The sequence below is a fragment of the Yinghuangia aomiensis genome (assembly GCF_039542225.1).
GTDB lineage: Bacteria > Actinomycetota > Actinomycetes > Streptomycetales > Streptomycetaceae > Yinghuangia > Yinghuangia aomiensis.
Window position 1 is genome coordinate 26,209 of the sequence record NZ_BAABHS010000013.1, and the last position, 16,482, is coordinate 42,690.

At 73.9% G+C, this 16,482-nt stretch carries 15 protein-coding genes; 7 read left to right on the plus strand and 8 right to left on the minus strand.

Features of this window, described 5'->3' with window-relative positions; all coding sequences use genetic code 11:
• Positions 1 to 14: 14 nt before the first annotated feature.
• Both ABEA93_RS19020 and ABEA93_RS19025 read right to left on the minus strand, forming a co-directional pair.
• Positions 15 to 854 (minus strand): Rossmann-fold NAD(P)-binding domain-containing protein, encoded by an 840-nt coding sequence (locus ABEA93_RS19020; protein ID WP_345676808.1) that lies wholly within the window; start codon positions 852 to 854, stop codon positions 15 to 17.
• Between the two features lie 182 nt (positions 855 to 1,036).
• Positions 1,037 to 2,494, minus strand: coding sequence for an aminopeptidase P family protein (locus tag ABEA93_RS19025; protein WP_345676809.1), 1,458 nt, complete (start codon positions 2,492 to 2,494; stop codon positions 1,037 to 1,039).
• Between the two features lie 318 nt (positions 2,495 to 2,812).
• On the opposite strand from ABEA93_RS19025, the gene ABEA93_RS19030 reads away from it, so the two are divergent.
• Both ABEA93_RS19030 and ABEA93_RS19035 read left to right on the plus strand, forming a co-directional pair.
• Positions 2,813 to 3,763: an NUDIX hydrolase gene (locus ABEA93_RS19030; protein ID WP_345676810.1), complete on the plus strand. Its 951-nt coding sequence runs from the start codon at positions 2,813 to 2,815 to the stop codon at positions 3,761 to 3,763.
• Between the two features lie 124 nt (positions 3,764 to 3,887).
• Positions 3,888 to 4,253: a hypothetical protein gene (locus tag ABEA93_RS19035; protein WP_345676811.1), complete on the plus strand. Its 366-nt coding sequence runs from the start codon at positions 3,888 to 3,890 to the stop codon at positions 4,251 to 4,253.
• Between the two features lie 11 nt (positions 4,254 to 4,264).
• Here the strand turns inward: ABEA93_RS19035 and ABEA93_RS19040 are convergent, their stop codons facing one another.
• Complete coding sequence (locus ABEA93_RS19040; RefSeq protein ID WP_345676812.1) at positions 4,265 to 5,071, minus strand: DUF6597 domain-containing transcriptional factor; 807 nt, start codon at positions 5,069 to 5,071, stop codon at positions 4,265 to 4,267.
• A gap of 84 nt (positions 5,072 to 5,155) precedes the next feature.
• Here ABEA93_RS19040 and ABEA93_RS19045 point away from each other — a divergent pair, with 84 nt between their 5' ends.
• Both ABEA93_RS19045 and ABEA93_RS19050 read left to right on the plus strand, forming a co-directional pair.
• Positions 5,156 to 5,746, plus strand: coding sequence for a TIGR03086 family metal-binding protein (locus tag ABEA93_RS19045; RefSeq protein WP_345676813.1), 591 nt, complete (start codon positions 5,156 to 5,158; stop codon positions 5,744 to 5,746).
• Positions 5,747 to 5,973: 227 nt separating this feature from the next.
• Positions 5,974 to 6,738 (plus strand): hypothetical protein, encoded by a 765-nt coding sequence (locus tag ABEA93_RS19050; protein WP_345676814.1) that lies wholly within the window; start codon positions 5,974 to 5,976, stop codon positions 6,736 to 6,738.
• Here the strand turns inward: ABEA93_RS19050 and ABEA93_RS19055 are convergent.
• The 3 genes from ABEA93_RS19055 to ABEA93_RS19065 form a co-directional block, all read right to left on the minus strand.
• Positions 6,718 to 8,193: a M1 family metallopeptidase gene (locus ABEA93_RS19055; protein WP_345676815.1), complete on the minus strand. Its 1,476-nt coding sequence runs from the start codon at positions 8,191 to 8,193 to the stop codon at positions 6,718 to 6,720. The genes ABEA93_RS19050 and ABEA93_RS19055 overlap by 21 nt on opposite strands.
• A 331-nt stretch (positions 8,194 to 8,524) precedes the next feature.
• A complete protein-coding gene (locus tag ABEA93_RS19060) occupies positions 8,525 to 9,736 on the minus strand; it encodes an AraC family transcriptional regulator (RefSeq protein ID WP_345676816.1) in 1,212 nt (403 codons plus the stop codon).
• A 160-nt stretch (positions 9,737 to 9,896) separates the two neighbouring features.
• Entirely contained in the window at positions 9,897 to 11,243 is a 1,347-nt protein-coding gene (locus tag ABEA93_RS19065; RefSeq protein ID WP_345676817.1) for a PucR family transcriptional regulator, read from the minus strand.
• Between the two features lie 350 nt (positions 11,244 to 11,593).
• Between ABEA93_RS19065 and ABEA93_RS19070 the strand changes: the two genes are divergently transcribed.
• Genes ABEA93_RS19070 through ABEA93_RS19080 form a run of 3 tightly spaced genes read left to right on the plus strand, consistent with a single transcriptional unit; the run spans position 11,594 to position 14,112 of the window.
• A complete protein-coding gene (locus tag ABEA93_RS19070; RefSeq protein WP_345676818.1) occupies positions 11,594 to 12,505 on the plus strand; it encodes a helix-turn-helix domain-containing protein in 912 nt (303 codons plus the stop codon).
• Positions 12,492 to 13,766: a hypothetical protein gene (locus ABEA93_RS19075; RefSeq protein WP_345676819.1), complete on the plus strand. Its 1,275-nt coding sequence runs from the start codon at positions 12,492 to 12,494 to the stop codon at positions 13,764 to 13,766. Before ABEA93_RS19070 ends, ABEA93_RS19075 begins: the two co-directional genes overlap by 14 nt.
• A complete protein-coding gene (locus ABEA93_RS19080; RefSeq protein ID WP_345676820.1) occupies positions 13,723 to 14,112 on the plus strand; it encodes a gamma-glutamylcyclotransferase family protein in 390 nt (129 codons plus the stop codon). The genes ABEA93_RS19075 and ABEA93_RS19080 overlap by 44 nt, the downstream gene beginning before the upstream one ends.
• Before the next feature lie 23 nt (positions 14,113 to 14,135).
• Here ABEA93_RS19080 and ABEA93_RS19085 read toward each other — a convergent pair whose 3' ends face one another.
• Entirely contained in the window at positions 14,136 to 15,254 is a 1,119-nt protein-coding gene (locus ABEA93_RS19085) for a hypothetical protein (RefSeq protein ID WP_345676821.1), read from the minus strand.
• Positions 15,255 to 15,453: 199 nt separating this feature from the next.
• The gene (locus tag ABEA93_RS19090) at positions 15,454 to 16,455 is read right to left on the minus strand and encodes a hypothetical protein (RefSeq protein WP_345676822.1); all 1,002 of its coding nucleotides are present in this window, start codon (positions 16,453 to 16,455) and stop codon (positions 15,454 to 15,456) included.
• Positions 16,456 to 16,482 lie beyond the last annotated feature (27 nt).

Genomic DNA, 16,482 nt, shown 5'->3' on the forward strand with positions numbered 1-16,482 from the left:
CTGCGGGGAGTTTCTCAGACGGTCCAGACGCCGGTCGCGGCGACCTCGCGGGCGTAGTCGGCGAAGTCGCGCGGCTCGCGGCCGAGGGCGCGCCGCACACCGTCGGTGAGGTGGGCGTTGCGGCCGTCGAGGACCTCGGTGAAGAGGTAGCGGATGAGCCAGACGACCTCCTCGGGCTCGCCGAGTTCGGTCAGGACGGCGGCGTAGGCGTCCATCGGCACCGGCACGAAGTCGATCTTACGGCCGATGGCGCCGGCGACCTCGGCGACGGCTTCGGCGAAGGTCATGAGGCGCGGGCCGGTGACCTCGTAGACCTCGCCCGCGTGGCCGTCCTCGGTGAGCGCGGCGACCGCGACGTCGGCGATGTCGTCGGCGTCGACGAAGGGTTCGCGGACGTCGGTGACGGGGAGCGCGACCTCGCCCTGGAGCACCGGCTCGACGAGGAAGTTCTCGCTGAAGTTCTGGTGGAACCAGGCGGCGCGCACGACGGTCCACGCGGTGCCGGCGGACTGGACGCGCTCTTCGGCCCGCTGGGCCTCGGGCTCGCCGCGGCCGGAGAGGAGCACGAGGCGTTCGACGCCCGCCTTGGCGGCCTGCTCGGCGAAGTCACCGACGATGTCGGCGGCGCCCGGGACGGCGAGGTCCGGGTAGTAGGTGAGGTAGGCGGCGCGGACGCCTTCGAGGACCGGGGCCCAGGTGGCCCGGTCGTTCCAGTCGAAGGGGATGGGGGCGGTACGGGAGCCGAGGCGGGTGGGGACACCCAACGCGGTCAGCCGCTCGGCGACGCGGCGGCCGGTCTTGCCGGTGGCACCGAGGATGAGGACGGGGGCGGCGGTGTTGGCGGCGGCGGTCATGTGGGGCTCCTTCGTGGTGGGTGTCTCGCTTGCGTGACTTCATTCAAGTCGAGGCAAGTGAGACGAACCATCGTTGAGGAGCGCTAAAACATGCGAGATCGTCTCGCCTATGCCTATGCCTATGCCTATGCCGAGGGTGCGCCGGACCGCGGTCCGGCGCACCCTCACCGCTTTGCGGATGGTCAGCCCAACAGCTCGCCCATCCACGTCTCGATCGCGTCGACCTCGCGCGGCAGTGCCGACGACATCAGCCGGGCGCCGTCCTCCGTGACCACCAGGTCGTCCTCGATGCGCACGCCGATGCCCCGCAGCTCCGGCGGCAGCGTCTCGTCGTCAGGCTGCAGGTACAGACCGGGTTCGACGGTCAGCACATGGCCCACCTCCAGCTTCCCGTCCAAGTACGTCTCCGCCCGCGCCTTCGCGCAGTCGTGGACGTCCATGCCGAGCATGTGGCCGCTGCTGCACAGCGTGTAGCGCCGGTGCAGCCCGCTTTCGGGGCGCAGCGACTCCTCCGCGCTCACCGGGAGCACGCCCCACTCGTGCAGCCCCGTCGCGATGACCCGCATCGCCGCCAGGTGGAAGTCCCGGAAGCTCGCCCCCGGCCGCAGCGCGTCGATCCCGGCCTGCTGCGCGTCCAACACCAGCTGGTAGACGTCGCGTTGGGCGCTCGAGAAGCGGCCCGACAACGGCAGCGTCCGCGTGATGTCCGCCGTGTAGAGCGTGTCCGTCTCCACGCCCGCGTCCAGCAGCAGGAGCTTGTCCGCGTCCAGCGCACCGTCGTTGCGGATCCAGTGCAGCACGCACGCGTGCGCGCCCGACGCGGCGATCGTCTCGTAGCCGAGCCCGTTGCCCTCCGCCCGCGCGCGCAGGTTGAACACGCCCTCGATCCAGCGCTCGCCGCGCGGGTGCCGCAGCGCCTGCGGCAGGGCGCGGACCACGTCCGAGAAGCCCGCGGCCGTGTGGTCGACGGCGAGCTGCAGCTGCGCGACCTCCCACTCGTCCTTGACCAGCCGCATCTCCGACAGGTACCCGGCGAATTCGCGGTTGTGGTCGGTCGTCCCGCGGACCGGCACCCACGCGTCCACGGCCGGGTCCACCCCGGCGAGCACCCGCGTCGCGACATTCGCGCCCCGGAACAGGTCCGGCAACCGGTCCAGGTGCACGCAGTCGATCCCGAGCTGCGTCGCCGTCTCGTCGAGGGTGTTCCGGCGGCCCACCCAGAACTCGCCGTAGCGGCGGTCGCGGAAGAACTCGCCGGTGTCGCGGGTCGAACGCGGCCGCACATAAAGCCGCGCCTCGTGGGTGCCGCCGACCGGTTCGAGGACCAGCACGCTGTCCGGTTCGGTGCCGCCGGTCAGGTAGGAGAACTCGGTCTGCGGGCGGAACTGGTAGTCGCAGTCGTTGCTGCGCACCTTGAGCACGCCGGACGGCACGATCAGCCGCTCGCCCGGGAACCGCGCCGACAGCCGCGCGCGGCGCTTGGCCGCCCACGGGGCGATGTCGGCCAGGGCGAGGTCGGGCAGCGGGCTCGGCGTCCAGCGGTCGCTCATGAACGCCCCGAGCGCCTCGGACACGGGCAGGTCGTGGCTGCCGGTGTGGAACGCGTTCGGGGTGGCGTCCTGGGTCACAGGGTCCTCCATGGGGGCGCGAGGGTACGCGGGATATTTCGGGACAACGCGGCGGTGGCAGGCACGCTACCGGCCGACGGTCGGGGACGGTACGGCGGCCCGGGTCGCCGGCGGCCACGCCCGGGGAACGGCGCACGCGACCGGGTACGACGACCCTGCGACGGCGCGGGCGACGCGACCGGTCCGCCCGACCCGGCAGCCGTTCGGCGCACGGCGCGTGTCCGCCCCGCGCGAGCGTGCTCCGCGGGGCCGCACGGCGAAGTACGTTGCTGCGAACCACGGGCCGGCGTCGGCCCGGCAGGCGTCGACCCGGCATCGGAGACTCCCGGCGTGCATCGGCCTTTTCGTCTCGGCCCCCTGACCACCACGTGCCTGATCCGGGCCGGCGACGGCGCCGCGGCGATACCGGAGCGGAACGTCCGGGCCCGGGTGGTGCCGGGGGAGCCGTTTCCGGCGAACCTGCCCGCGGACCTCGCCGCCGCCCGGGAGCGCGTACGGCACGTCCACGAATCGGGCGCCTGTCGGCGCCATTGGAACAGCCCGACGTTCCGCCTCGCCGCGTTCACCGCCGGCCGCGATGCGGACGAGGAACTCGTCCTCGACTTGGGGTTCTCCCCGAGCGACTACTACACGTCACTGGCCGCGCAGGGCGTCGACTGCGCGGCGGGCGCAGCCCGGGCGGCCGGTGCCCGGCCCGGCGCGGACCTGCTCCCCGGGGTGTCGTTCGGGGTGAACGTGGCGGCCGTCACCGGGGACGGCCGCATGGTCTTCTCCCGCCGCAGTGCCCAGGTGGCGGTCAATCCCGGGCTGTGGAACTCGTCGGCCAACGAGGGACTGTCCCGGGCGCACGACGTCGCCGGCGACGGCACCGTCGACCTCTTCGGCGCGGCGCGGCGGGCGCTTGCCGAGGAGCTCACCGTCTTCGACGCCGACCTCGCCGGACTGGACCTGCTTTCCGTGGTCGTCGACCAGCGGCGGCTCCAGTGGGGGGCGCTGTTCTGCGCCCGACTGACGTGCACTGAGGAACTGCTGCGGCAGCGTTGGACGCGGGGCATGCACGACCCCTGGGAGCACAGCGAGTTCGCGTTCGTCCCGGCGGACCCGGCGGGCGTTCTCGGCTTCCTCCTGGACACCGCACGGCAAGACTCGTGGACGGCGTGCGCGCCGGCGTTGTTCTACCACGCCCTGGTACGCACGACCGCGGTGAGCGGTGGCGCGAGGCCCGCGCGCGGTGTCGTGGAAGCGGCCCTCGAGCGTCTGCTGGTATCGGCGCCGACGTGAGCCGGCCGGACGGCGCGCCCGGCACCGGGGTTCGGGTGCGGCCTCCCGGAACTTCGTTCGCCGTTCACCCTCGCGTCGTAGCGTGGTCCCCGTCGACCGGCCGCGACGGACAGGGGGCAGACCAGTGGAACCGATCTCGACCGTGCTACTCGCGGGACTCGCCGGAGGCGCGGGCGGCGAGGCCGGGCAGGGGGCCTGGACCGCGCTCGCCCGACTGGTGCGGCGCGAGTTCCGCCGCTCGGGCACCTGCGGCGAAGCGGCGCTCAGCGCGCTGGAGCGCAGCCCCGCCGACCCGCACCGCGCACGGTCCCTCACCCAGGTCCTGGAAGCCCGCGCGCACATGGACGCCGAGTTCGCCGCCGAACTCGACACCTGGGCCCGCGGCACGCACGGCGACCTGGACTTGGCGGCCGCGGTGTCGGCGTGGGCGGCTGAGCAGGGCGGCGCCGGAAGCGGGCCGACGGCGGCCGCGGCCGGCTCGGGGGCGTAGCAAGTCCCCGGTCAGGTACGGGTGTACGCCCCCGGCGGGGCGCCGATCGCGGCGGTGAAGTCGCGGGTCAGGTGGGCCTGGTCGGCGTAGCCGAGTTCGGCGGCGAGCGCGGACCAGTCCAGGGTGCCGCCCTGGTCGGCGCGTTCGGCGGCTTCGTGGAGGCGGGCACGGCGGAGGACCCACTTGGGGGAGGCACCGACGTATTCGGCGAACAGGCGCTGCAGGCGGCGCACCGAGACGCCGGCGTGGGCGGCGAAGTCGTCGACGCGGACGAACGCGGGGGTCTCGGTGATGGTGCGCACCATCGCGGCGACCTCGTCGGCGACCGGGTCGCGTGCGGGGAGCATGCCGAGCAGGAAGTCCTCGACGTGCCGGGTCATCTCCGTGTCGTCGCGGGTGGCCAGCACGGCTTCCTGGACGTCGAACACGCCGGCGCCGAAGACGTCCTGCGCAGGCACGACGCGGTCGGTGAGGTCCGCGACGGGGGCGCCGAGGAACGGGCGGAAGCCGCCCGGGTGGAACTTCACACCGAAGACGTGCCCCAGCTCGGCGATCTCGCGGATGAACGGGCCGCGGATGATGCCGTACACCGACGGGTGCGGCTCCTCGAAGACCAAGTGCACGCTCGGATGCGGCAGCGTGCGCGACTCGTACGGCTTCCCGCCGCGCAGGTCCCACGCGACGATCCAGTGGTTCTCGACGAACGGGGCGAGCCGCGGATCGGGCTCCGGCCGGGCCAAGCGGATCTTGGTCGCGGTCAGCCCGGGATAGAGGACGCCGCGGCCGAGATTCACCGGGTTCGCCCCGTGTTCGGTCATGGGGACAGCCTAGGTCGTGCACGGCCGCGGCCGCTGTCGCTTTTGTTCAAGACCGGGATGCGGGGTCTCCGTAGCGTTCCGGACATGGAACTGCACCCGCACCTCGCCGTCGCCGCCGCCGAAGCCGCCCGCATCGCCCGGGGCGCCGGCACCGCCGCGCCGGACGCTCCGACCCCCTGCACCGACATGAACCTCGGCGCGCTGCTCAACCACTGGATCCTCTACAGCGCCTTCGGCCTGGAGAAGCGGGCCCGCCGCGAACCGCTGCCCGAGGAACTGCTCAACCGCGACTTCGCCGCCGACCCGGACTGGGCCGAGACGTACGCCGCGCAGCTCGACCGCGCCGTCGCGGCGTGGGCGGAACCAGCCGCGTGGGAAGGCGACGTCGAGGTCGGGCCCGGTATGACCTTCCCGCCCGCCGCGATCGTCGGGCTGATCGTCAAGGAACTCACCGTGCACGGCTGGGACGTCGCCGCGGCGACCGGGCAGACCGTCGAGCTGCCCGAGGACACCGCCAAGCTCGTCCTCACGGTTGTCGAGGAACACGCGGAGGTCTACCGGCAGTACGACGGATTCGCCGACCCGGTCGAGATCCCGGCCGATGCGTCGACGTTCGAACGGGCTCTCGCGTTGTCGGGCCGCGACCCGCAGTGGCGGGCGGCTTCGGCCGGATAGCGCGGGTGCGAGGGCCGCGCCACCTTGCAGCCCGCCCCTACTCCCGCGGGAGTAGGTCCCCCGGGCGGGCGGTCTCTCCGCGCAGCAGATTCCTCGCCGTCCGGACCAGGGCCGACCTGCGGGGAGAGCACCGGAGGTCACTTCGTGGGCGGGACGTTTCGCGGGGCCCTGCCGAGCAGGCTGGAGGGCGTTGGAAGGCGAGAGACCAGCGTCCTCAGGAGGGCATCGTGGCTGCGGGCGAGGCAGTGCGGGCGGCAAGCGGAAAGACGGCTCGGCCGGAGGACGGCGGCCGGGAGGTGTCCCGGGCACGGTCGGGGGCGTTGCCGGAGGCCGGAGGCGAGCCGATCGGCGCACCGCGTGAACTCGGCGGGGCCACCACAGGCGCGGCCGGTGCACCGGTCGGCGCTTCGCGCGGAGCCGGGACGGTCGCAGGGCAGACGGGCCGCACCAGACCCGACGTCGGCCGACCCGGTCCTGGCTCCACCCGCCGCGGCTTCTCCCGCCGGGCCCGGAAGAGCGTCAACTCGCTGCACGTCGTCGCGTCCGTCGGGCTCGTCGGGGTCGAGTGGGGGTTGATCGCGCTCGGGATCGTGGCGCGGCTCACCGGGGACGCGGAGCTGCGGCACACGCTGTACCCCGTCATGCGGTATCTCGTGTACACGACCGGGATGCCGCTGGCGGTGATCGCGCTGGTGTCGGGCGTCCTGTTGTGCCTGCGGACGCCGTGGGGGCTCTGGCGCTACCTGTGGATCAAGGTGAAGATCGTGCTGCTGTTCCTGGTCATCGCGATCGGTGCGGGCCTGATGTCGCGCTGGCTGCGCGATCTGGAGCACATGACCGCGCCGGGGGCCGACGCGGGCGGGCTCGCGGCCGTGCAGTGGTACCAGTTCGCCGGTGCGGCCGTGCAGTTGGCCGCGCTCGCGGTGGCGACATTCCTGTCGGTCTTCAAGCCCGCGGGCGCGGCCAAGGGGTCAGCTGCCCGCCGGCGGTAGCGGGTCGACCTTCCAGTCGGGGTGCCCGGGCATCGGCGGGGTCGTCGGGGCGTAGAGCCAGGTGTCGAGGAACGGGCGCAGGTCGCGGTGCGCGACCTGCGAGGCGAGGTCGACGAAGTCCCCGGTGCTCGCCGTGCGGCCGCGGTAGCGGCTGACCCAGGCGCGTTCGATGGCGTTGAAGGTGCTGTCGCCGACCTCCGCGCGAAGGGCGTAGAGGACGAGCGCGGAGCCGTCGTAGCGCATCCGCTTGAACAGGTTCGGCTCGGTGGGCGCGGCGGGCGGGCCGTAGTCGCGGCGCCACAGGTCGTGGGCGCGGTAGGCGTCGTACATGCGGGCTTCCATCGCGTCGCCGCCGTGCTCTTCGGAGTAGAGCCGCTCGTAGAACCGCGCGTGGCCTTCGCTCAGCCACAGGTCCGACCAGGACGCCAGCGCGACGCTGTCGCCGAACCACTGGTGGGTCAGCTCGTGCACCATGTTGCGTTCGGCGGTGACCTGGTCGCCGGCCAGGTCGCCTTCCGGGATGAGCGACAGCGTCTGCGTTTCGAGGGCGACGCCGAGGTCGGTGTGGGCGACCAGCAGGCCGTAGGTGCCGAACGGGTAACGGCCCAATTTGGCGCTCAGCCACCGCAGATGGTCGGCCGTGAGGGCCCGGTAGGCGGCCGTGGAGGCGACCAGGTCCGGCGGCACCGCGTCCCGGATCCGCACCCCGTCGGGGCCTTGGCTGGTCACGAACTCGTAGTGGCCGACCGCGAACTGCACGAGCTGTCCGGCGACCGGGGTGGCGGAGTCGTACGTCCACCGCAGCCGCCCGGGGCCGTCCGGCCGCCGTCCGCGGAAGTCGCCGTTGGCGACGGCCTGGACGTCCTGCGGCGCGCTGATCGAGATCGTCATCGGCACGCGGACGCTCGGGTGGTCGCCGGTCGGGAACAGCATCTGGGTGCCGTTCGGCTGCGGGTACACCACGGTGCCGTCCGGGGTGGGGATCCACCCGTAGTCCTCGATGGCGTCGTCGCGGTGCCGCATCTGCGTGGGGTCGGCGGTGTACTCGACGCGGATGTCGAACGCGTCGTGTTTGCCGATGGGCTTGCGCGGTGTGACGACGAGTTCGTCGCCGTCCCGGACCGCCGCGGCGGGCTTGCCGTCGACGAAGACCCGGCCGAGGGTGTTCCCGGCGAAGTCGAGGTCGAAGCGGGAGAGCCGCTGCGTGGCCACCGCGTGCAGGGTCGCCACCGCGGGGAACGCGGTCTTGGGGGCCTGCCACGCCAGGTCGAGGGAGATGTGCTCCAGGTTGTAGCCGCCGTTCCCCGCATTCGGGAACAGCGGGTCGCCGATGCCGGGTGCTCCCGGCGTGCCGCCGTCCCGCGCGGCCCCGGCAGGGGCGGGGAGGGCGAGCAGCAGCGCGGCGGTGGCGGCCAATGCGGGCAAGGAACGCGGGAACCGTCGGTCGGTGCGCATGGTTTCCACGCTGACGGACGCTCGGGTGCCCGCGGAAGACCGACATGCCGATGGCCAGGGAACGGCACCCGAATGGGCGCGAGTCCGCCGACCGCACCGTTTTCCCGTGCCGCGCGGACGTGTTGGTCAGAACACGCGGCCGGATAGCCCGCTCCCCGGGCGCCTCACTAGCGTGGGGCCCACCCCGCGCGGACGCCGTGCCGGGGCAAGCCCGATCGGCGCCGACAGAGACGGGTCTTCGATGGTGACCTGGACAGCACCGGGCCGGGAGTGCCGCGAAGCCCTCCCGGCCCGGTTGTCCGGATGCGATTCCGGCGGTGCCGGACCGGGGTCAGCCGGCCTGGCGGCGCCCGGCGGCGGCGTACAGTTCCACGTCGCCCATGCGGGTGGTCTGCGACGGCAGCCGCCCGTAGGCCGCGCGGTACAGCGACCCGAACCGGCCGAGGTGGCTGAAGCCCCAGCGCAGCGCGATCCCGGTCACCGTGTCGTCGCTGCGGCCCTCGGCCACCGCGAGCAGGTCGGCGTGCGCCCCGGCCAGGCGCACGTGCCGCAGGTGCGCGAGCGGGGTGACGCCCAGGTGGGTGCGGAACTTCTCCTGGAGCGTGCGCACGCTCATGTGCGACGCGGCGGCGATGTCCGCGACCGAGATCGGCTCCGACGCGTGCTCCTCGCAGAACGCCAGCGCCCGGCGCAGCGCCACCGGCGCCCCGACCGGTCCGCCGCGCGGCGCCGCGCCGCCGCTCAGGCTGTGCGACTGGCACGCCAACAGGCCGTGCACCAGCATCTGTTCGAAGTGCGCGGCGGTGTCGGGGGAACGGGTCAGCAGGCCCGAGTCGACCATCGACGCGAAGCTGTGCGCGAGCGAAAGCCACTGCCGCACCTCGTCGTTCGCCGGGTCGAGGACCGGCTCGAAACGCAGCGGGGTGTCGGTGTCGAGGGCGCCCGCGTACGGCCGGATCGCCGCGTCGACGACGCGTCGCGGAATCCGCAGCACCAGCGCGGTGGTCTCGGGCGTGAACCGCAGCACGGTGTCCTGGCCGGGCCCGGTCACCACCGGCGACAGCGGCATGTCCCGCCCGTCGACGGTCAGCCGGCCGCCGCCGTTGTGCAGCAAGTGCACGAGGTAGACGGGGGCTTGCGCGTCCAGCCGCAGTTCGGCGTGGGCGCCGTAGGAGATCTGGTACAGCGCGATCTCGCCGCGGTGCAGCACCCGCAGCCGGGCCCGCACCGCGCCGGTGCCGGGCACCCGCAGGCGGTGCGGCACGACGTGCGAGCCGACCGCGTGGTGCATCAGCCGCGCCTCGGTGCCCTGGTACAGCACACGTCCCCGCGGTGCCGCCGCCGCGCGCACCGGGGCCGCGCCCGCCGCGGGACGGACCCCGCCGGGCCCGCGGACCGCGGCGGCGGGCTGGGGTCGCGGCGCTTGACCGGGCTGCATCCGCGGCGCGGGCACGCCCCGCGGACGGTCCGCGGCCGCGGGAGAGGCGATGTACGGGGACTGCGGGGAAACGAGGACAGGGCGAGGGAAAGCCGTGGCGGCCATGGGGGAACTCCTGCCTGGAACAACTGCGTGCGGGGCACGCATGGATGAGGACGTGAGCGTTCCGGTACGGCGACAGCCCTCGGCCGCGGGCATGCCGCATCCGTGCCGGAACGTGCCGGGCGGGCGAGCCTCGACCGTGGCATTGCGCCCGCCGGCGGAATCAGGAAGCCCGGCGGTTCTCCTCGTCGGCGAGGACCGTGGAGAGCCGCCGGTCGGCGACACGGAACGCCAGCCACAGGTCCGCCTCCGCGTTCGCCGCGTGGAGGAGGTCCAGGCCGAGCACGCCGCCGATGCGGACGAGCCGTTTGCGTGCGCCGGGCACGCTCAACGACAGGGCCGACGCGGCCGCCGCGAGGCGCGCGTCGTGGTCCAGCCAGACGCGCAGCGTGCGCGCGTCCGGCCCGCCGATGCCGCCCGCGAGCGGACGCAGCCCGGCGTGCGCCCACTCCTGCAGTGCGGGCAGACCGAGCGGCAGCCGGTGCGGCTCGTCGCCCGGAACCGCCGTGCGGGACGCGTCGTTGCGTCCCCCCGCGGAGCCGAGCGGACGATCCCGGCCGGCCGGGTCCACGGCGCCGAAGGCGTCCGAGGCTCCGTGCCGGACCAGCGCGTGGACGCGCAGCGCGAGCGACAGTTCCGCGCGGTCGTCGACGCGGGCCAGGTCGCGGCCCGCCAGCCGTTCGACGAGCCGCAGCCGCCCGCTGAGGGTGTTGCGGTGGATGCCCAGCCGTTCCCCGGCGCCGCGCCGGGTCGCAAGCCAGACGTCCAGGGTGTCGAGCAGGTCGGCGCCGTCCGGGTCGCTGCGCCGCCGGGCCTCGTGCCGGGCGAGCGGGGAGAGGACCCCGTCCGCCCAGACCGCGGCCTGACGGGCCATCAGCAACTCGGGGTCGAGCCATGCGCAGAACCGCGCGTAGCCCTCCGGTGCCAGTCCGGCGGCGGAAAGCGCGTGTCGTGCTTGGGCGTAGCCCACCGCGGCACGCGTCATGTCCACCACCGGGGAGACACCGATCCGGGTCCGCGGGTGGCGCCGGGTCAGTTCCCGGACCACCCCCGGAAGCGCCGGGTCGGCTCCGCCGGGCGAGGGGGCACCCGGGCGGATTCCGGCCACGGACGAGCCGACGGCGGGCAGGAGGGCCACGAGCGACGCCGCGTCACCCGGACTCCGTACCACCCACGCCGGCGGATCGCCGCGGTCGAGCAGGTCGGCGATCGCGTCCGGGTCGGCGTCGCCGCACGCGACGACCGCCACCCGGGCCGCGGAGGGCAGCGGAGCGCCCATCGCCTCGGCCATCGTGCGTGCCGCGACCGCTTGGCCGCCGCACAGCAGGTCCCACACCGCGCGGCGCTGGCGCCGTTCGGTGTCGTCGATGATGCGGACCGCCTCGGCCAGCTTGCGCGACGCCCACCGGGCGTACTCCCGGGCGTCGCCGGGCACGTCGCGCCTTATGGCCGCCCGGAGTTCGGACGAGGCGGCAACAGGTGTCCGAGTCGGCTCAGGCGCCACGCGCATGCCATCTCCCTCGGGCCGGGGCGGCGATGCGATCCGGTCGGGCCGGGCCGCACCGGATCCGCCGTTGTCGCTTCCGGTCTTGCCGGGTATCACCGTCGCTCCTGTCCCGGGCCCGTGCCTACCGGGAAGATCCGCAAAATCCCGAGGGGGCGCCGAGGGCCTCCTGATGGAATGTGCGAGGGTCCCCGGCCGTTGGGGCCCGGAAGCAGCCGGAATCCCGCACGAGGACCGAGTATCGGTAGTCCGGTGGTGACCAAAAAAGGCCGAGCCGGGTACCCGTTCCCGGTAAACTTGCCGGTAACTTCGTGGTCGGCCAATCCGATGAGCACGGCGCACAGGGAGTTGGGGACATGAGCGCGGCTGACCGCGAGAGCCCGTTGCCGCACAGCCTGCTCAACACGCCTGCCATGCGCCGGGCGTGCGCCGACCGCGACATCGGGGCGATCTTCACGCTCGCCCGCGACCACGCCGGCCTCACCCAGAGCCGTCTCGCGCGACTGTGCGAAATGACCCCGAGCCGGGTCGGCGACTACATCCGCGGCCGCGCCCGGGTCCGCCAGCAGCACGTCGTCGAACGGGTCGCCGACGCCCTGCGCATCCCCGGCGAACTCCTCGGCCTCGCCCCCCGCCCGTGGGAGGACGGCGAATCCTTCGACCCCGAATCCGTTCCCCCGGCGCTGCGCCCCAAACTCGCCGACAGCGTCGTCGAACTCGAGCTGTTCATCGCCATCGACGTGGACAAGGACGGCTGGGTCAACCTCACCTACCGGCATACCGTGCTGAATCTGACGGACCGTCCACTCACCAGGTTCGCCCGCGAGTTGTGGTTCGAGCACGGCGAAGGCCCCCTGGAAATCGCCGCACTGCCCACCGCCCGCCACCAGATAGCCGTGGAGCGCATCCACGACGCGGGCACCCTCGCCAAGTTCGCCTGCCGCGTCTCGCCGCCCGTCCCTCCCATGGGCAGCGCGACCATCGCCTACCGCTGCACCGGCGGCCGTTTCGTCGACGCGCACTACTGGCGCCAGGCCATCACCCGGGCCACGCTCCGCCTCACCATCGACGTCCACCAACGCGGTCTCGCCGCACTGCGGGACGTCGCCGCGCTGGAAGAGCATCCGGACGGGGCCACCCAGTCGATCGACGAACACGTACGCTGGTCGGTCGACGGTGACGAGGTGGACATCACGTTGGGGCGTGAGGACCTGAAGCCCAACCAATTCGTCACCCTGCATTGGGAGGTTGCCCGTGGTGGCGGGTAGGGGGGAAACCGGTGCCGCGCGTGCCCGCGAGCTGCGGGACGCGCTGGAGGGCGTCATACGTGCGTGGCACCGCATGGAAGTGGAACGTGGCGGCCCCGGAATCGTCGAATTCGACTGCGTTCCGCCCGCACCCGGCACGCCGCCGGTGCCCGCAGCCGCCGACCGCATGGAGGTGTACGAGCGGCTGACCGCCCTCGCCGCCCCGATCGCCGCCGACGGCCACCCGGCCGTCGCCGCCCGCCTGGGCGCCGACCTCGCCTACCTCGGCTCCCGTCTCGGCGAACGCCCCGACCTGGACGCCTACGTCCGCGCCACGCAAGGCTGCGGGGCGGCGGGCTGGCCCGAGGACTACGTCGCGGAACGCGGCGACGCCGTCCGCACCCGTCTCGCCGCCCACGGCATCGCCTGGGACGAAGGCACCGAGGACGCCCTGCGCGGCCTCGAAGAACCCCTCCCCGCCGACGAAGCCGTCAAGGCGATCCTCGCGGCCGTGGCCGACCACGAGCCCGCGGTGCGCAAAGCCGTCGGCTCCGAAGCGCCTTACCGGCTGTCCGTCGAGTGCGTCGACGTCGACGAGTACTGGGCGTACTGGCTCGACGGCGCAGGACAGCACGTCCGCCTGCGCATCAACCCGCGCAACGCCCGCTTCACCAAGGTCGGCGCCCGCCAGTTCGCGCTGCACGAGGTCCTCGGCCACGGCCTGCAGTGCGCCGCCTTCGCCGACCGCTGCGGGCGCGAGGACGTGCCATGGGTGCGGATGATCTCCGTGCACGGGCCCACCCAGGTCCTGCTGGAAGGCCTCGCGCAGGCGCTGCCGCTGTTCGTGGTGCCCGACGACACGGTCCTCGGCACCCGGGTCCGGCTCGATCACTACCTCCAACTGGTCCGGGCGGAGCTGCACATCGCGGTGAACTCCGGTGCTTCGGTGCGGGCCTGCGCGGCGCACGCGCGGGCCCGGGTGCCGTTCTGGACGGACCGGCACATCGCCGACGTCCTCGCCGACCGGGGCAGCGATCCCCGGCTCCGCTCCTACCTGTGGGCCTATCCGGCCGGCTTCGACTGGTTCGTCCGCCTCGCCGACGCGGACACCGCGGTGATCACGGAGGTGCTGCATGCCGCTTATCGGGACCCCCTCACACCCGGGGGACTCGGCCGGCTCCACCCGGGCGGACCGCCGATCGGCGGACCCGGACCGGCTGTTCGTCTACGGGAGCCTGATGTTCCCCGAGGTGCTGGCCGTGCTGCTGGGGCGGATACCTGACCGCAGCCCCGCGCGGGTGCCCGGCTGGCGGGCCGCGGCGCTGCCGGACCGGGTGTACCCGGTGCTGGTCCGCGACCCGTCCGCCGACGTGCCGGGCATCCTGCTGACCGGAGTCACCGCGGCCGAGTGGGACGTCCTCGACGCCTACGAGGAAGACCTGTACGACCTGCTCCGCCTGCCGCTGGACGGTGGCGGCCACGCATGGACGTATGTCGCCCCCGACGGCGCGGACACCCCTGCGGAGCCGTGGTCGGCCGAGGAGTTCGCCGGACGGCACCTGCCCGCGTACGTCGCCGAATGCCGGGTGTGGCGGGCGGAGTTCGCGGACCGTTCCGCCGCCTCCTGACCGGCCCGGCCGGAGCCGCGGGGTCAGCTCGCCAGCAGCCGTCGGCGCAACTGCTCCTGGTGGGCGCGCGCCGCCAGCGCCGCCTCCGCGTCGGGCGCCCCCACGGCGGAGTAGGCGCCCAGGACGAACGGGCTGAGCCCGTAGGCCTCCTCGGTGTCCTGGACCTGCAGCCAGCAGTAGTGCGCGTTCTGCACGAGACGCCACGCCCACCGGTCGGGGGTGTCGGCCCGGGCGACCTCGGACTCCTGCTCGACGCGGGCCATGGCGGCTTGCGCGAACAGGGTCACTGCCTGCTCCGTCGAGCCGGCCCGGAGAGCGGCGTAGGCATGCACCTCGCGGGCGGCCAGGGTCGCGGACGGGTCGCCTTGCGTGGCGGTCTCTCGGGCAAACACGTCGGCCAACTCCATGGCGAGGGCGGGATTGTTGACATCGAGCGCGGCGCGGATGGTGCGCAGGCTCGCCTGCTGGTCGCGGGTCGGCGTCGGCGTCGACGCGTCCCTCGGGCTCGGGACGGACGGCGTTGCCGCGGCCGGGCGCTCGACTGGCGGGTTTTCGACTGCGGGGCTTTCCACCGCGGGGCTTTCGACTTCAGGAGTCTCGGCTTCGGGGATGTTGGCTTCGGGGATGTCGGCTTCGGGTCCCCCGACGGCTAGGCCGTCCACATCGTGTGCCGCGACTCCGGCGACCGGGAGTTCGGGGTCGTAGGCCTCGGGCGCGGGGTAGGGCTCGGACGCGGGGTAGGGCTCGGACGCGGCGTAAGGCTCGGCCGTCGGTGCGGGTGCAGGTGCCTGAGCCGGCGCGGGTGCCGGTAGGGGAAGCGGCCGGGGATCGTGCGCGGGCTCGGCCGGCTTGCGCCGCTTCAGGACGCGCCGCGACTTGGCCGGCGGAATGGGCGGAGCCGCTTCGCCGACCTCCCCGTCCGGGCTGACCACGAGCGGGAAGACCGTGCCGTCCGCCTCGATCGCCTCGGCACGCACCGGCCGCCCGAGGGACTGCGCGGTGCGCGCCACCATGGCGATCGCGGCCTCGCGCGGCGACTCGCCGGGCGCGACCTCGACGGGCTCCCCGGCGACCGTGAAACCGTCCCCGGTGACCTCGATGGTCAACACCGGCCAGCCGGGAACGACAGGGGACTCTGGCATCGCATGCTCCGCGAGTGAGAGGACGGGGGGTGGGCCGCGGCATCCGCAAAGCACCCGCGCCGACGGCGAAGTGCCCAGGACCGAAACGGGCTTCCTCATTCGTTTATACGCCGGGTCGCGGCGGCCATCCGGGGCGCCGCGTGATCTGGCTCCCGCCCCGCGCTCCCCGCCTCCGGCAGGCCGCGGAGCGCGGCGCGTCCTACTCGCCCGGGACGGTGCCCGGCATCATCTGGTCGTCGGACGAGCCCTCGCCCGGCGCCGCACCGGCCGGTGCCGAAGCCGGCGGAGCGGACGCCGGCGGAGCGGACGCCGGAGCCGATCCGGCAGGCGCCGAGGCACCCGGTGCCGGGCTCGCCCCGCCCGACGGTGCCGGGCTCGCCGGCTTCCCCGGGCACACCGGCTCGCTCTTGGCCAGCATCAGCGCGGGCTCGCCGCGCACCACCGTGGTCACCACGACACACGCGTCGGCGGCCGCCGCCGGACCCGAGAAGACCGCCACCAGCTCGCCGTTGTCCACCAGCACGCGGTCCAGCAGGTCGCCCGCCGGGGTCTGCGACGCGGCGAAGTACCCGACCACGCCGTCCGTGCGCTCGGGAGCCGACCAGGTCACCTGGAGCCGTCCCTCGTACGCGGCGGCGGCGACGTCGCGCGGCTGGAGCGCCGCCAGGTTCTGCGGGTCGACGGCCACCGCCGGAGCCTGGCTCGGCGCGGGCGGCGGGGGCGCCTCCTTCGGGTCGTCGGCCAGGACGAACACCGCGGCGACCCCGGCCACGAGCAGCACCGTCACCACGACCGTGACCTTGAACCACAGCTTGCGCCACGGCGGCAGCTGCTCGTCGGGCCACAGCGGCTCGGCGGCGGCGGACTGGTCGAAGTCCCAGCCGAAGAGGTCCTCGGCATCCGGATCGGCCGGGATCGGGGGCGCCCCCGGTGCCGGGCGCGGGGCGGCCACCGGCGGGTCGGGAAGCCCGACCGGCGGCGGTGCCATGGGCATCCGGTTGACCGGCACGGGCGGCGGCTTCAGCAGGTTCGGGGCCGCCGTGGCGGCCGGTGGTGCCGATCCGAACCGGGGCGCCGCTTCCGCACGCGCCTCGTCCAACGCCTCGAACCACAGCGGGGGACTCAACACCGGTTCCGCGTAGCCCGGCGGGCCCGAGGGCGGTTCGGGGTACGCCGGGTCGGTGTAGGACGGTTCGGTCATCGTGCGGGTCTCCATATCGCCTGTCCC

Bases quoted from the DNA above. Each gene is read 5' to 3' on its own strand.
- ABEA93_RS19020 (WP_345676808.1), bottom strand. From the start codon at position 854: ATGACCGCCGCCGCCAACACCGCCGCCCCCGTCCTCATCCTCGGTGCC.
- ABEA93_RS19025 (WP_345676809.1), bottom strand. From the start codon at position 2,494: ATGGAGGACCCTGTGACCCAGGACGCCACCCCGAACGCGTTCCACACC.
- ABEA93_RS19040 (WP_345676812.1), bottom strand. From the start codon at position 5,071: ATGACCGAACACGGGGCGAACCCGGTGAATCTCGGCCGCGGCGTCCTC.
- ABEA93_RS19045 (WP_345676813.1), top strand. From the start codon at position 5,156: ATGGAACTGCACCCGCACCTCGCCGTCGCCGCCGCCGAAGCCGCCCGC.
- ABEA93_RS19055 (WP_345676815.1), bottom strand. From the start codon at position 8,193: ATGCGCACCGACCGACGGTTCCCGCGTTCCTTGCCCGCATTGGCCGCC.
- ABEA93_RS19060 (WP_345676816.1), bottom strand. From the start codon at position 9,736: ATGGCCGCCACGGCTTTCCCTCGCCCTGTCCTCGTTTCCCCGCAGTCC.
- ABEA93_RS19065 (WP_345676817.1), bottom strand. From the start codon at position 11,243: ATGCGCGTGGCGCCTGAGCCGACTCGGACACCTGTTGCCGCCTCGTCC.
- ABEA93_RS19070 (WP_345676818.1), top strand. From the start codon at position 11,594: ATGAGCGCGGCTGACCGCGAGAGCCCGTTGCCGCACAGCCTGCTCAAC.
- ABEA93_RS19080 (WP_345676820.1), top strand. From the start codon at position 13,723: ATGTTCCCCGAGGTGCTGGCCGTGCTGCTGGGGCGGATACCTGACCGC.
- ABEA93_RS19085 (WP_345676821.1), bottom strand. From the start codon at position 15,254: ATGCCAGAGTCCCCTGTCGTTCCCGGCTGGCCGGTGTTGACCATCGAG.
- ABEA93_RS19090 (WP_345676822.1), bottom strand. From the start codon at position 16,455: ATGACCGAACCGTCCTACACCGACCCGGCGTACCCCGAACCGCCCTCG.